Raw genomic sequence first — 14,957 nt, 5'->3', positions numbered from 1 at the left:
CCACGGGCCGCCCTCAGTATTCCAGATGGAAACGACGGGACAGGCGCTGCTTGAACTCACTGACCAGATGCAGGGCATCACGGAGCAGATCCCGCTCCAGGGATGACAGCCGCTGCACCACAATATGGTTGTCGGGAATATTCATGGCATCGCCATGAAGGTGCTCCAGTTGATGATTCAGACGCAGCTCACTGAACAGCTCCATGGCTTCGCCCAGGTCTTCCGCAATGCCAGGCTCCAGCACCTTCGCTGCCACCAGCTTTTCCAGCCGCGACAGTGTTGAGGTTTCACGAATCCGCTGCTGCAACGCCAGAGCGCGCACGCCATGGACCACAGGAAACAGGGCGCCCTTCTTGATATCGATGCCATGCTGCGGTTTTTTCAGGGAGCCGAACAGATTCAGTGGCGTGGCAAACTGCAGAACAGGACGGGCAAAATGGGCCATGAACAGATCGTCATTACTACAGCGATCGAACAAGGCCGAACGAACGGTTTCCAGCAACCGGTTATCCCCTGCTACACAGTGGGCATCCATCAGGGTCGTGATGCGTATCAAGCCTTCGCCTCCGACATCCCCCGCCCAGTCATGAATGCGCTGCTGCCACTGGCTCAGACTGCCCACCCATTCCGGGTTGGACACCATGACCTTGCCGGGGCAAGGCGGGTAGCCCAGGGTCAGTAGTGTTTCGGTAAAACGACGGGCGTCGGTTTCACAGCGGGGCCAGTGCTGACCGTCCGCCAGGATCAGGCCATTATCCTGATCGGTTTTCAGTATCTGCTCCCCGCGCCCCTCGCTGCCCATGATGATCAGACAGGCTTGCTGCTGCTCTGCCGGCACCACCATGCCGAAGGCTTTGGCCATGATGCGCCCATTCAGCGCGGCCAGCAGATCCATGGCAAAGCGCATCTTTACGCCCTGGGCCATCAGTGCTTCCACCAGCTCCGGCAAACGTTCACTGGCCTGCCGTAACTCATCCAGGGATTCTGCCTTCTCGATTTCCAGACCCACCACATAGGAACGGCTGGAGAAGAAGCTGAGCACATCGGTGAGCTCCACCACACCCACCGCCTGCTCGCCGGCCATCACCACTACACGGGCAACTTTGTGGCGGGTCATGCGGGTCAGCGCGGTAAACAGATAGTCGTCCGGGCGGGTGGTCACCAGCTGCCGCTCTGCCGCCGCTTCCAACGGCGTGTCGGCAGTTTGTTCATTGAGTACCAGGGCGGTCAGCAGATCGGTCTTGGTGACAATGGCAAAGCCCTCATCACCGTGGATCAGCACGCTGTCGACACCGTGCTGCTTGAGCGCCGTCACTGCATCACGCAGGGTAGCCTTTGGCGCCATAACCAGGGGCTCGCGCATGCACTGATCCACCCGTGCCAGCATAAAGCCGGCCAGAGTGACGCCTCCTTCTCGACGCTCCGCCAGACGCTGACTTTTTTCCGCCAGCGTCTGGCGGAAGAAGCGGCCAAATTCCGGCTCGCTGTCGCACAGCTCCAGAAACAGGGCGGCGGGAATCAGGTGGCACAGGGTCTGTTGCTCGGCACGGAAGCGGTAACGGCTTTTTCCGTTGAGTACACTGATAGCCCCGAAAAGATCCCCGGCGGCATATACTCCCACCTGGCTGCGCCCATCCGGGGCATTCACGTCCAGCTCCGCCACGCTGCCCTTGTGAACCACGTAGACGTAATCACTGGGGCTGGCCGCCTCCAGAATAATATCGCCGGGCTCGTAATAGGCCAGATCAGTGCCCTGGTTCAAGCGATGCCGGCCTGCTGTTCCCAGCAGGCTGAACGGATACTGGTCGAGTTCCTTTTCAATCATGGCCACGGACCGGTTAGTTAAAAGTTGAAAGTTCAAAGTGTAAAAGCGCGGAGATGGCGCGCCAGGAGCAGAAATGCCGTGCCCGCGTTGCAACTTTAAACTTTCAACTTTTAACTCTCCTCTCTTGTTTCATAAAGCGCAAAACCGGTGCGGATTGACTACTTCCACACCGGTTTGCTCAACGCCTTTCTTTAGTGCGCCACAGCTTCCCCGGCACCCCGCGGAACACGGATGTCTTCCACGATATGCTGGATATGCTCCGGCGGTGGGGCGGTGAACCGGGATACGGTAAAGGCCACGGCAAAGTTGAGCAGCATGCCAACGGTACCGATACCTTCCGGAGACACGCCCATCAGCCAGTGCTCGGCGCTGTTCAGCTCCGGAGACACGAACTTGAAGAAGACGATGTAGCAGAAGGTAAAGACCAACCCGGTGAGCATGCCCGCGATGGCGCCTTCCTTGTTCATGCGCTTGTAGAAGATGCCCATGAGGATGACCGGGAAGAAGCTCGCCGCTGCCAGCCCGAAGGCGAATGCCACCACCTGGGCCACAAAGCCCGGCGGATTGATACCGAAGTAGCCGGCGATACAGATCGCCACCACCGCCGCCCCACGGGCAGCCAGCAGCTCCTGTTTCTCGGTGATATCAGGCTTCAGGGTCTTCTTCAGCAGGTCATGGGAAATGGCACTGGAAATCACCAGCAACAGCCCTGCCGCTGTGGACAATGCTGCCGCGACCCCACCGGCCGCGACCAGCGCAATCACCCAGGCCGGCAGGTTGCCGATTTCCGGGTTGGCCAGCACGATGATGTCGCGGTCGATATATACCTCGGCATCGTTGTCGGTGGGCGTATTGGTCAGAACCCGCTCGCCATAGCTGCCCTGGACTTCGGCACGGGTGCCCGCAAATGTAGGCTTGCCTTCGAAGGGGGCGCCGGCACTCATTTGCACCGCACCATCACCATTCTTGTCCACCCAACCGATCAGGCCGGAGTTTTCCCAGTTATAGAACCAGTCAGGCAGTTTTTCATACTGGGTCTGGTGAACCGTATCAATCAGGTTGAGGCGGGCAAAGGCGCCCACTGCAGGGGCAGAGGTGTACAGCAGGGCAATAAAGAACAGCGCCCAGCCAGCACTGATGCGAGCATCCTTCACGCGCGGCACGGTGAAGAAACGAACGATCACGTGGGGCAGACCGGCAGTACCACACATCAGCGCAGCGGCGATGAAAAACACATCAATGGTGGACTTGGAGCCATCGGTATATTCAGTAAAGCCCAGGTCCGTCACCACCTGATCCAGTTTATTGAGCAGATAGACACCGGAATCATTACCCGCCGCGTCCAGCACGGTGGCACCAAAACCGGTCTGCGGCAGCACATGACCGGTCATCATGATGGACAGGAAGACTGCCGGCACCAGGAAGGCAAAGATAAGCACGCAATACTGAGCCACCTGGGTATAGGTAATCCCTTTCATGCCGCCGAGTACCGCATAGAAGAAAACGATGCCCATACCGATAACCACACCGGTATTCACGTTCACTTCCAGAAAACGGGCAAACACAATACCGGTGCCACGCATCTGCCCGGCCACGTAGGTAAAGGACACAAAAATCACGCAGATCACGGCCACGGTACGCGCCACATTCGAGTAGTAACGGTCACCGATAAAATCGGGCACCGTAAACTTGCCGAACTTGCGAAGATAAGGTGCCAGCAACATGGCCAGCAACACATAGCCCCCCGTCCACCCCATCAGATAGACCGAAGCGTCGTAACCGGAGTAAGCAATGATCCCCGCCATGGAAATAAAAGAGGCTGCGGACATCCAGTCCGCCGCCGTCGCCGCGCCGTTGGCAATGGGAGACACACCGCCACCAGCCACGTAAAAGTCTTTGGTCGACCCGGCTCGTGACCAGATCGCAATCCCGATGTAGAGCGCAAAGGAACCGCCCACAAAGAGATAGGTGAGTGTTTGAACATCCATAATCTTACCCCTCTCAGTCTTCGTGGACGTCGAATTTACGATCCAGCTTGTTCATAGACCGCGCATACATGACGATCAGCACCAGGAACACATAGATGGCCCCTTGCTGCGCAAACCAGAAACCCAGCTTGAATCCGAAAAATTGAATGTGATTGAGTTCATCCACCAGCAGGATTCCGCAGCCATAGGAAACGGCGAACCAGATAGCCAGGTAGGTCAGAATCAATCGCAGGTTGGCAGCCCAATAGGCGCGGGCATTTTCTTCTTTCATTACTCGTCCCTCTGCGTCCTCGTTGTAGCGGGCTATCCACAAATCGGGATAGGCTCGCTATCAAGACTAGCCAAAGGGCACCGGCGGCACAGTATGACTTTAGTCGAAGCCCAGACAGATCGGGCAGACGGGATGGGGCGACGATATGGCTGACAGAAGAATCCGTCAGCATCGTGCCGACTTTGCGAAAAAGCACCGTCTATTGCGGTAGAGTCCCTGTCAGAATGCAGGTTTTCCGTTAAAATGCGCCCCCAGGCCCGGAACGGCCTGCCCACAGAACAACATTGGATGTCCCATGAAAATTGCGCGATGGATGATCGGCGCCCTTTTGGTAGCGGCTGTTGCTATCACCGTGTCACTCCAGCTATCCCCCTCACGGGATCACTGGCCCGTTGCCCAGGTTCAGTCTCAGGCTCGGCCCGGCGAGGTTACCCTTACCTTTCTCGGCACCAGCACCGTGCTGGTCAGCGACGGCACCACCCACTTGCTCACCGACGGCTACTTTTCCCGGGTCAGCACCCCCCAGCTTTTTGGCATGATCGAACCCAATCAGCAACGTATCGATAGCGCCCTGAAACAGGCGAACATCAGCGAGCTGGATGCCATCCCGGTTCTGCATTCCCATTTCGACCATGCCATGGATTCACCCATGGTGGCGCAGCGTACCGGTGCTCAGCTGCTGGGATCTGCGTCCACCGCCATGGTGGGCCGCGGTGGCGGCTTGCCGGAAGCACGCATCACCACGGTACAGACCCACCACCCTTACCGGTTCGGCGATTTCACGCTCTACTTTGTACCCGCCGGTCACGTGCCATTGCCGGCAGCCATCGAAAACTGGACCGGCAAGGGCGAGATTACCGAACCGGTAACGCCACCGGCGCCACTGGGCGCCTGGGAAGAAGGCACCAGCTACGGGCTGGTGATCAGCCACCCGGCCGGCAGCCTGCTTATTCAGGGTAGCGCCGGCATGCAACCCGGCGAACTGGACCGTTACCAGGCGGATTATGCGCTGCTGGCCAGCGCCAGCCTTGGCAAGCAAAGCGAGGCCTACCAGCAGGCATTCATGGAGGAAACCGCCCAGGCGGTGGGGGCGCACACGGTGATACCGGTGCACTGGGATGATTTTTTCGCAGAACTTCGTGACGACGTGGCGCCATTACCATGGGCACTGGACAATCTGGATGCCTCATTCCATGCCATGGCCGACCGTCATGATGGTGATTTCTTTGTGTTGCCGCCGTTCCAACGCTTTACCCTGACGCCGCCTACTTCGGCATCGGCACAGAGTTCTCCGGTGCCGGCAGAAACGGCGCCATAGCCAGAGGGTCGGATTCCCGCTTGATCTGCTCCAGCAGCACGCCAGCCTGGGGCCACTGACGACGCAAATAGCTGAGCCACTGTTTGACCCGTCCTGCCACCTGGGCATCAGTGCCTGTGCCGATAACATCGGCCAGGAACCGGCTCAACACCGGCGGGATATCCTCCCAGCGAGTAGCGCGGCTTTCATCCCGTAGCGCATTGACCAGCCAGGGATCAGCCACTGCGCCGCGACCCAACATCAAATCCTGACAACCACTTTCATGCTGACAGCGGCGGGCGTCTTGCGGAGTCCAGATCTCCCCGTTGGCAATCACCGGCAGCGATATGGCCTCACGGATATGGCTGATCCGGTCCCAGTAGGCCGGCGGTCGATAACCCTGACGCTTGGTGCGACCATGAACCGTCAGCCAGGCAGCCCCCGCCGCCTCCACCGCCCGGGCATTATCCAGTGCCAGCGCATCCTCCTCATTACCCAGGCGCATCTTCACCGACACGGTAATGGATGACGGCACCGCCCGGCGCACTGCCGCCGTGACGGCATGCACCACGTCCGGCTCATCAAGCAGCACAGCCCCACCACGATGGCGATTGACGGTTTTTGCCGGGCAACCGAAATTCAGATCGATGGCCGGCGCGCCCAGCTCCACCGCCCGGGCCGCATTCTCCGCCATACAGGCAGGGTCCGAGCCCAGCAGTTGAACATGCACAGGAATTCCCGCCCGGGTACGGGAGCCCTGTTTCAGCTCCGGACACCAGCGATAGAAGACACGCGGCGGCAGCAGCTGGCCGCTGAAACGGACAAACTCGCTGACACACCAGTCATAACGGCCCACGTCGGTGAGAGCCTGGCGAACCCAGAAGTCAGCCAGGCCTTCCATGGGGGCAAGGATCAGTTTCATGGCGCGAATTCTAACAGAAAGCGTCGCCAGCTCCCCTGCTGTTTTCCGCTGAAATCAGCAGAGCACCACCACTTCCCGGCAATCCGACTACCCGAAAAACAGCAAAAAGACGCACTTCGAGACAACCGGTATCGGTCCACAAAACCCGTGATACTCCTGACATAAACGGGACCCGGTTTCTTGCACTTCCGGTTTTCCTTTGCCAAGGTGAACCTCAATGTTCGTGAAAAATGGAAGATTTTGCGGGCATTGTTTCACCGCCAACCAGACATGAGGGTACACAATGACCATTCGATCACTAGCAGGCGCCGTCGCAGCCACGGTGATGATGGCGTCACTGGCAGCATGTAGCGATAACGCTGAAGAGCCCGCCGCCAGCGCCGAAGCACAGGGACAGAACTGGCGCTATGCCCACGAAGAATACGAAGGTGATGTGCAGGATGTTTTCGCACACAAGTTCAAGGAATACATCGAAGAAAACTCGGCACATACGTTACAGATTCATCGCTTTGGTGAGTTGGGTGAATCCGACGACATCATGGAACTGACCCAGGCCGGCGTCCTGCAATTCGTCAACCAGTCACCGGGCTTTACCGGCTCCCTGATCCCCGAGGCACAGATTTTCTTCATTCCTTACCTGCTGCCGGTGGAATCCGAAAAAGTGGTTACCTTCTTTGAGGAAAGCAAAGCCATCAACGAGATGTTTCCCAAGCTCTACGCCGAACAGGGCCTGGAACTGCTGACCATGTACCCGGAAGGGGAAGTGGTCATCACAGCGGATGAGCCAGTGACGTCGCCGGAAGGTTTCCAGGGCAAGAATATTCGTACCATGACCAATCCTCTGCTTTCCGAAACCTACCAGGCTTTCGGTGCCACCCCGACTCCCCTGCCCTGGGGCGAAGTGTACGGTGCACTGCAGACCAATATCATTCAGGGGCAGGAGAATCCGATTTTCTGGATCCAGTCCGGCGGGCTCTATGAAGTGTCGCCAAACCTGATTTTCACCGGCCATAACCAGTTCACCACGGCCATGATGGCCAACCAGGAATTCTTCAACGGCTTGTCTGAGGAAGATAAAGAACTGGTTCGCAATGCCACCGATCATGCCTTTGAACATATTGCAGACTACGTGCCCGGTCTTGGCGAAAAAATGCTCGACAAGATTCTTGAGGACAGTGACGAGGTTACCGTCACCCGTCTGAGCAAAGAACAGCGTCAGGCATTCCGGGAACGGGCTCCGCAGGTGGAAAACCGGTTCGTGGAAATGACCGGTGAGAGCGGCGCCGAACTGCTTGAGCAGTTCAAGGCTGACCTTGAAGCTATTGAAAAAGAATAACAGGCAATACCACGCCGGGGCCGAACAGCTCTGCGGTCGGCTCCCGGCGACCGATCAATTCCGGAACTCTGAATAGCAGTACAGGATTCCACGGGGTTCCCCGGCAACACCAGAATCACCACAAGCCGGGGGCGCGGATCAGGATGATCCGCTCAACCGGTAATTGCAGAAGGACGCAATCATGAACGATGGGGCACCATCACCGCAGAAGTCCACCCTGCCAGGCTTTCTCGGCACCCTCGACAACGGCATCGCCAAAGTCGAAGCCGTTATTCTCGCTACCGGCGTTCTGCTCATGGCCATCAACACGGTGGCAAACGTCGTAGGCCGTTTCGTTCTTGGCGAAAGCCTGCACTTTTCCGAAGAGCTGAACCGCATCCTGATCGTCATGATCACCTTTGCCGGACTGGGTTATGCAGCCCGACATGGTCGTCATATTCGCATGTCCGCCATCTATGATGTGTTCCCGACTACGGTCCGCCGGTGGATGATGATTCTGATCAGTTTCGTCACCTCCGCGATCATGTTTTTCCTTTGCTGGTATTCGGTCAGCTACATCTACTCGGTGTATAGCAGCGGCCGGGTGCTACCCACTCTGGGCTTTCCCATTTATCTGATTTATCTGTGGGTACCGGTGGGTCTCACTGTCACAGGCATTCAGTACTTCATGGCCGGGATAAAGAATATTTTCTCCCGGGACGTGTACCTGTCCACCACGGTGCTGGATGGTTACGACGAACAAGAAACGGAGATCTGACTGATGATGGCCTGGATCATGTTTCTCGTCATGCTGGTGCTGTTGCTGTTCGGGTTTCCGATGATGGTACCGCTGATCGTCGGCGCCGTGGTCGGCTTCGTGATGATGTTCGACGGTTTCGATCGCATGGATTTCTTTATCCAGCAAATGCTCGCTGGCATTCGCCCGACGGCCCTGATAGCGGTGCCCATGTTCATCCTTGCCGCCGACATCATGACCCGCGGCCAGTCTGCCAATCGGCTGGTTAACATGGTGATGGCCTTTATCGGCCACATAAAAGGAGGCCTGGCGGTCAGCACCGCCGCCTCCTGCACCCTGTTCGGGGCGGTGTCTGGCTCTACCCAGGCCACTGTGGTTGCCGTTGGCTCACCGCTGCGACCGCGCATGCTGGAATCGGGTTACAAGGATTCCTTTACTCTGGCGCTGATCATTAACGCCAGCGATATCGCTTTTCTGATTCCGCCCAGCATCGGCATGATTATTTACGGGGTGATTACCGGCACCTCCATCGCCGAACTGTTTATCGCCGGCATTGGCCCCGGCCTGCTCATCCTGCTGATGTTCTCCGCCTACTGTGTGGTCTACGCCCATATCCAGAAAGTACCCACCGAACCCAAGGCCAGCTGGAATGAACGCTTTTCCTCGGTGCGAAAAGCGCTCTGGCCTCTAGGTTTTCCCGTCATCATTGTCGGGGGTATCTACGGCGGCATTTTCAGCCCCACGGAAGCGGCCGCGGCTTGTGTGCTGTATGCGGTCATTCTGGAGTTCGTGATTTTCCGATCACTCAAGGCCATGGATATCTATGCCATTGCCAAGTCCACCGGCCTGATCACCGCAGTGGTGTTTATTCTGGTGGCAGTCGGCAACGGCTTCTCCTGGATTATCTCCTTTGCCCAGATCCCGCAGACCTTGCTCGGAGCCGTGGGTATCAATGAAGCCGGCCCTTTCGGCGTATTGATGGCCATTGCCGTGGCCTTCTTTATTGCCTGCATGTTTGTGGATCCCATCGTGGTGATCCTGGTCCTCACCCCCATTTTCGCGCCGGCAGTGGCCTCTGCCGGTCTCGACCCGGTACATGTGGGGATACTGATCACCATGATGGTGGCGGTCGGCTCGGCTACGCCGCCCTTTGGCTGTGACATCTTTACGGCCATCGCCATTTTCAAACGCCCGTACTGGGAAGTGATACGAGGCACTCCACCTTTCGTCATCATGCTTCTGGCAGCCACGCTGCTGGTTATCGTGTTTCCACAGATCGCCTTATCCCTGCGAGATCTGGTCTTCAACTAACTGGAGCGAGGAATAACTCCCCGCAAGGAGGCAGTTATGTACCAAAGGATTCTGGTTCCCGTGGATGGCTCCCAGGGCTCGCTCAAGGCGCTGGACCATGCCGCCAAGCTGCAGCAGGACAACGATGCCGAGCTGTATCTGCTCTGCGTCTTCAAACACCACAGTCTGTTCGAGGCGTCCCTTTCAATGGTTCGCCCCAACGATGTGCAGCTGCCGGATGATGCGCTGAAGGAATATGCCTCTTCCGTTGCAGACCAGGCAAAACAGCTGGCCTCCGACGCCGGTGCCAAACAGGTGAGGGCCTTCGTCAAGGGAGGCAGGCCCTCCCGGGCCATTATCCGTTTTGCCAAGGACAACAATGTGGACCTGATCGTGATGGGTTCACGGGGCACCAGTGGCGATGTGGACGGCTACTTTCTGGGCAGTGTTTCCCAGCGGGTCGCCAGCCTGTCGCACTGCCCGGTACTGATTGTCTGAATTTAAAACAAAAGAAGGGAGCTCAAGGATGAAATACCCATACACTCTGCCGCTCAGCGCGGCGCTGCTCACCGGCATGGCCACCCTGCCCGCCAATGCGGAACTGACGGTGACCCCCTACGGTTCATTGCGCATCCAGGCGGAAGCGGTTTCCGTGGATGAAGCCCAGCCCGGAGAGGACGACTCCTATACCGGCCTGCGAGACGCCTATTCGCGGCTCGGCGTCAGCGCTATCTACAACGACTTCGACAACGTGGATATCACTGCCACGCTGGAATTTCCGATCAACTCTGCCCGTCTGCGTGCCGAGGACCCCACCTTCTTTCATGAACTCTATAAAGAAGACAACAACAGCATGCCGCGGGTGGCGACGATTTCTGCGGCCCATGATCAATACGGCAGCGTGACGGTGGGCACCCAGTGGCTGGCCTACTACAACAACGTGGCCTACCCGGTGGATTTCTTCAGTTCGTTCTATTCCGGTTATGCCACCCAGGCCGCCTTTCGCCGCGACGCCCTGACCTATACCTCGCCGAGCATGGCCGGAATCACCGCCACGGTCTCCGGGGTGGACATGACAGACGAAGCCGGCACCAGCTACCTGGATACCATGCAATATGCCCTGTCCTGGTCAGTGGATAACCTGACACTGGCAGCTGCCTATCAGGACACCGAACAGGACTCAGGTGACCGCCCGGATCAGGTCGGCGCGTCAGCCACGTACACCACCGGGCCCTGGCGTTTTGCGGCCAAGGTGGAACAACTGCTGTCCCACAGCAGCGTCACCGTCGATGACGATCCCGTCACCTACAACCTGTACGGCTCCTACAGCTGGAACAAGTACACCTTCAAGGCCATGTACGCTCAAGGGGAAGAGTCCGACGGAGAAGGGGAAGCCTTTTTCCAGGGTGATTCCGTCCATGTGGGCATGGACTACCAGCATACCGAGGCGCTCAAGTTCTTCGCCGAATACTTCTATGAAGAGCTGGGCTACGCCATCTACACCCCCAACTCGGACAGCTTCAATCCGTTGGCTGGCTACCAGGTACAAAGCGACGGACAGGTCTTCACGGTGGGGCTGCGCTACGATTTCTGAACGCGACGGCACGGCTTAAAACGTAACAGGCCGCGCCCAGCCAGGGCGCGGCCTGTTACGTTGTTTATGCTTGGGGGTTACGCTGTTGCCGCTTTGAGAGGATCCCCGCCGGTGACGCAGACTAAACGCCATAGCTTAGGAGATCAGAGGAAGAAGCTGCCTGCGGCCTCCGGCGGGCATTTCACTATAAGCAAGCCGCCGCCAGCACCGGAACCCCCTGTTTAGAACCATTTGGAATCAATCCCCTCCTGCTTCTGAAATCCCGTGTTTACCCTTTCATTATCAGCCACTTGCAACCCATCAAAAAAATCGAACAATGGACCATCGGGCCCCCGCAGATCGGTAGATAGCAATTGATTCACTACCGCCTGTGCATTACTGTTCCCGCCGGATGCACTGACCCAGACCGCCCAAACTGCCTTTCTGACTGCTATCATCGCACCTGTGAATAGCTCAGCGCGTTTTGGTGACACACTCAGGCTAGGAGATACCCATGGCAAAGCAGGCAGCCCCCGCGCTGGAAACCTCACTGGACAATCTGGAATCCCTGGTGGAACGGATGGAATCCGGTGACCTGACCCTGGAAGAATCCCTGAAAGCCTTTGAAGAAGGGGTTCGCCTGTCCCGGGAATGCCAACAGGCCCTGCAGCAGGCCGAGCAGAAGGTACGTATTCTGCTGGAGCAGAACACTGACGCCGAGCCGGCTCCTTTTGCCGGTGAAGATAATGGCCAGTAGCTTCCCCGCCCTGGACCAGCTTGGTGAAATCAGCCGGGCCCGCCTGGAGCAGGCACTGGATACCTTCGTGCCTGCCGCCAGCGCCGCACCGCGGCTGAGCCAGGCCATGCGCTATGCCGCACTCAGCGGCGGTAAGCGAATTCGCCCGCTACTGGTCTACGGCGCCGCCCAGCTGGCCGGGGCCAAATCTGGCAAAGCCGATGTGCCCGCCGCCGCGGTAGAATTGATCCATGCCTATTCGCTGGTCCACGACGACCTGCCAGCCATGGACGACGACGATCTGCGTCGGGGCCAGCCCACCTGTCACAAGGCTTTCGACGAGGCCACCGCCATCCTCGCCGGCGACACCCTGCATACCCGTGCTTTCGAATTGCTCGCCAACAGCGGCCATTACCGCGCAGAAACCCGCATCGCCATGATCCAGCACCTGTGTCTGGCCGCCGGCGTGGACGGCATGGCCGCCGGCCAGATGCAGGACATGCTCGCCCAGGGCCAGCAGCAGACTGTCGCGGCACTGGAAGAAATGCATTATCTGAAGACCGGTCGGCTTATCACTGCCAGCCTGCAACTGGGCTATTTCGCCGCGGAAGTGGACGCCCCTGCCCTGCTCGATGACCTGAACCGGTTTGGCGATGCCATCGGCCTGGCCTTCCAGATACAGGACGATATTCTCGATATCACCGCCGGCACCGAGCAGCTGGGCAAACCCTCCGGCTCCGACCAGAAACTGCAGAAAAGCACCTTTCCCTCCCTGCTTGGTCTGGAACAGAGCCAGCAGCGGGCGCGGGAACTGTGCCAACAAGCCCAGCAGACCCTGGCCGGCTATGGAGAACGCGCCCAACCATTGCAACAATTGGCACAATACATCATCTCCCGCGATCACTGACGCCTGACGCCCGGTGAAGGTATACTAGGCACTCATTTCGCCGTGCATTTCAGGCTGCATACCTCTATGCCCAAGACATTTACGCAAATCCCGCTGACTCGCCCGGCCACTCCGCTGCTGGACACTCTGACCAGCCCCGCCGAGTTGCGACGGCTGCCAGCCACCCGGCTGGAGCAGGTGGTGGACGAACTGCGTGAATACCTGCTTTATGCGGTGGGCCAGTGTGGTGGACACTTCGGCGCCGGCCTGGGCGTGGTGGAGCTGACCGTCGCCCTCCACTACCTGTACAACACCCCCGACGACCGGCTGGTATGGGATGTGGGCCACCAGTGCTACCCTCACAAGATTCTCACCGGCCGCCGCGAAGGCATTACCAGTATCCGCCAGCAGGATGGCCTGTCCGGTTTTCCCAAGCGTAGCGAATCCGAGTACGACACCTTTGGTGTGGGCCACTCCTCCACCTCCATCAGCGCGGCCCTGGGCATGGCGTTGGGCGCGGAAATGGCGGGCAGCGACCGTCGTGCCGTGGCCATCATCGGTGACGGCGCCATGACCGCCGGCCAGGCCTTCGAGGCCATGAGCCACGCCGCCCACACCCGCTCCAACCTGCTGGTGATCCTCAACGACAACAACATGTCGATTTCCCACAATGTGGGAGGCCTGTCCAACTACTTCGCCCGCATCTGGGCCAGCAAGAGCTATATCGCCCTGCGCGAAGGCGGCAAGAAGGTGCTCTCCACCATGCCGGCGGCCTGGGATTTTATCCGCCGTACCGAAGAAAGCATGAAGAACATGGTGAGCCCGGACATGCTGTTCGAGGCCATCGGCTTCAACTACATCGGTCCCATCGACGGCCATAATGTGGACGAACTGGTGCGCACCCTGGGCAACATGCGCGCCCTGGAAGGGCCGCAGTTACTGCATATCTACACCACCAAGGGCAAGGGCTTCGCCCCCGCCGAAGCGGACCCGGTGGGCTACCACGCCATCAACAAGATCGAGCCCAAACCGAAGGTACAGGTGGCCGTCCCCAGCCAGCCGAAGAAACCCAAGTACCAGGACATCTTTGGCCAGTGGCTGTGCGACATGGCCGAACAAGACAAACGCCTGGTGGGCATTACCCCGGCCATGTGCGAAGGCTCCGGCATGGTGGAATTCAGCCAGCGCTTTCCGGACCGCTTTCATGACGTGGCGATCTGCGAACAGCACGCGGTAACCCTGGCCGGCGGCCTGGCCTGCGAAAAGCAGAAACCGGTGGTGGCGATCTACTCCACCTTCCTGCAGCGCGGCTACGACCAGCTGATCCATGACGTGGCCCTGCAGGATCTGGATGTAACCTTCGGCCTGGACCGGGCCGGCCTGGTCGGCGAAGACGGCGCTACCCATGGCGGCGTGTTTGACCTGGCCTACCTGCGCACCGTGCCCAACATGATCATCGCCGCCCCCTCCGACGAGAACGAGTGCCGGCAATTACTGTATAGCGCCTACCAGCACGAAGGCCCGGCGGCAGTGCGCTACCCCCGCGGCACCGGGCCCGGCGTAGAGATTGAAGAGACCATGGAAGCCCTGCCCATCGGCCAGGCGCGTACCCTGCGCGACGGCCAGCAGGTGGCGATCCTGGCCTTCGGCGCCCTCACCCCGGCAGCGCAGGAAGCGGGAAAGGCGATCAATGCCACGGTGCTGGATATGCGCTGGGTGAAGCCTCTGGATCGTGACGGCATCCTCAAGGCCGCCGCCAGCCACACCCTGCTGGTGACCGTGGAAGACCACCAGCGTATGGGCGGGGCCGGCTCGGCAGTGAACGAGCTGCTTCACGAGGAAGGTCTGCTGGTGGATGTGCTCAACCTGGCCCTGCCGGATCACTTCATCCACCACGGCAAGCGGGATGTGCTACTGGCCGAGGCCGGACTGGATGCCCAGGGTATCGAGACGCAAATACGCACCCGCCTGAGCGAACAGCAACGCCTGCGCGAAGCACGCTGAAGAGGCCTCCGACGCTAGTCAGCGCAAGGGCGCCGCTTTCGCATCAACCGGTTTTTGATTCTTTGCGTTCGGCGTCTGGCGTCGAGCATCAGG

Annotated in this window: 13 protein-coding genes; 9 read left to right on the top strand and 4 right to left on the bottom strand. The window is 59.0% G+C overall.

Features of this window, described 5'->3' with window-relative positions; translation table 11 throughout:
* Positions 1–13: 13 nt before the first annotated feature.
* From Q0Y02_RS14430 to Q0Y02_RS14420, 3 genes are all read right to left on the bottom strand, one after another.
* Positions 14–1,825: a DUF294 nucleotidyltransferase-like domain-containing protein gene (locus Q0Y02_RS14430; RefSeq protein ID WP_297769936.1), complete on the bottom strand. Its 1,812-nt coding sequence runs from the start codon at positions 1,823–1,825 to the stop codon at positions 14–16.
* A gap of 191 nt (positions 1,826–2,016) precedes the next feature.
* Positions 2,017–3,813 (bottom strand): sodium:solute symporter family protein, encoded by a 1,797-nt coding sequence (locus Q0Y02_RS14425; RefSeq protein ID WP_297769934.1) that lies wholly within the window; start codon positions 3,811–3,813, stop codon positions 2,017–2,019.
* A gap of 13 nt (positions 3,814–3,826) precedes the next feature.
* Entirely contained in the window at positions 3,827–4,084 is a 258-nt protein-coding gene (locus Q0Y02_RS14420; RefSeq protein WP_297769931.1) for a DUF4212 domain-containing protein, read from the bottom strand.
* Between the two features lie 295 nt (positions 4,085–4,379).
* On the opposite strand from Q0Y02_RS14420, the gene Q0Y02_RS14415 reads away from it, so the two are divergent.
* A complete protein-coding gene (locus tag Q0Y02_RS14415) occupies positions 4,380–5,402 on the top strand; it encodes an MBL fold metallo-hydrolase (protein ID WP_297769928.1) in 1,023 nt (340 codons plus the stop codon).
* Here the strand turns inward: Q0Y02_RS14415 and Q0Y02_RS14410 are convergent.
* Complete coding sequence (locus Q0Y02_RS14410) at positions 5,350–6,303, bottom strand: tRNA-dihydrouridine synthase (RefSeq protein ID WP_366516927.1); 954 nt, start codon at positions 6,301–6,303, stop codon at positions 5,350–5,352. The genes Q0Y02_RS14415 and Q0Y02_RS14410 overlap by 53 nt on opposite strands.
* Before the next feature lie 325 nt (positions 6,304–6,628).
* Here Q0Y02_RS14410 and dctP point away from each other — a divergent pair, with 325 nt between their 5' ends.
* The 8 genes from dctP (at position 6,629) to dxs (ending at position 14,864) form a co-directional block, all read left to right on the top strand.
* Entirely contained in the window at positions 6,629–7,639 is a 1,011-nt protein-coding gene (gene dctP, locus Q0Y02_RS14405) for a TRAP transporter substrate-binding protein DctP (protein ID WP_297770824.1), read from the top strand.
* Positions 7,640–7,820: 181 nt separating this feature from the next.
* The gene (locus Q0Y02_RS14400; RefSeq protein WP_297769925.1) at positions 7,821–8,396 is read left to right on the top strand and encodes a TRAP transporter small permease; all 576 of its coding nucleotides are present in this window, start codon (positions 7,821–7,823) and stop codon (positions 8,394–8,396) included.
* 6 nt (positions 8,397–8,402) lie between these two features.
* On the top strand, positions 8,403–9,686 hold the full coding sequence (locus tag Q0Y02_RS14395) for a TRAP transporter large permease (protein ID WP_297770821.1): 1,284 nt from the start codon (positions 8,403–8,405) through the stop codon (positions 9,684–9,686).
* 36 nt (positions 9,687–9,722) lie between these two features.
* Positions 9,723–10,163: a universal stress protein gene (locus Q0Y02_RS14390; RefSeq protein WP_297769922.1), complete on the top strand. Its 441-nt coding sequence runs from the start codon at positions 9,723–9,725 to the stop codon at positions 10,161–10,163.
* Between the two features lie 28 nt (positions 10,164–10,191).
* Positions 10,192–11,259 carry a porin gene (locus Q0Y02_RS14385; protein ID WP_297769920.1) on the top strand — a complete coding sequence of 356 codons (1,068 nt, stop codon included), beginning with the start codon at positions 10,192–10,194 and terminating at the stop codon, positions 11,257–11,259.
* 493 nt (positions 11,260–11,752) lie between these two features.
* Entirely contained in the window at positions 11,753–11,995 is a 243-nt protein-coding gene (locus tag Q0Y02_RS14380) for an exodeoxyribonuclease VII small subunit (protein WP_035244971.1), read from the top strand.
* Complete coding sequence (locus Q0Y02_RS14375; RefSeq protein ID WP_297769914.1) at positions 11,985–12,881, top strand: polyprenyl synthetase family protein; 897 nt, start codon at positions 11,985–11,987, stop codon at positions 12,879–12,881. The genes Q0Y02_RS14380 and Q0Y02_RS14375 overlap by 11 nt, the downstream gene beginning before the upstream one ends.
* A gap of 66 nt (positions 12,882–12,947) precedes the next feature.
* Positions 12,948–14,864 carry a 1-deoxy-D-xylulose-5-phosphate synthase gene (dxs, locus tag Q0Y02_RS14370; protein ID WP_297769911.1) on the top strand — a complete coding sequence of 639 codons (1,917 nt, stop codon included), beginning with the start codon at positions 12,948–12,950 and terminating at the stop codon, positions 14,862–14,864.
* The last annotated feature ends 93 nt before the right edge of the window (positions 14,865–14,957 follow it).

Source organism: uncultured Alcanivorax sp. (assembly GCF_947258575.1).
GTDB lineage: Bacteria > Pseudomonadota > Gammaproteobacteria > Pseudomonadales > Alcanivoracaceae > Alcanivorax.
Note: the sequence above shows the minus strand (reverse complement) of the source record. Positions and strands in the feature narration are given on the sequence as shown.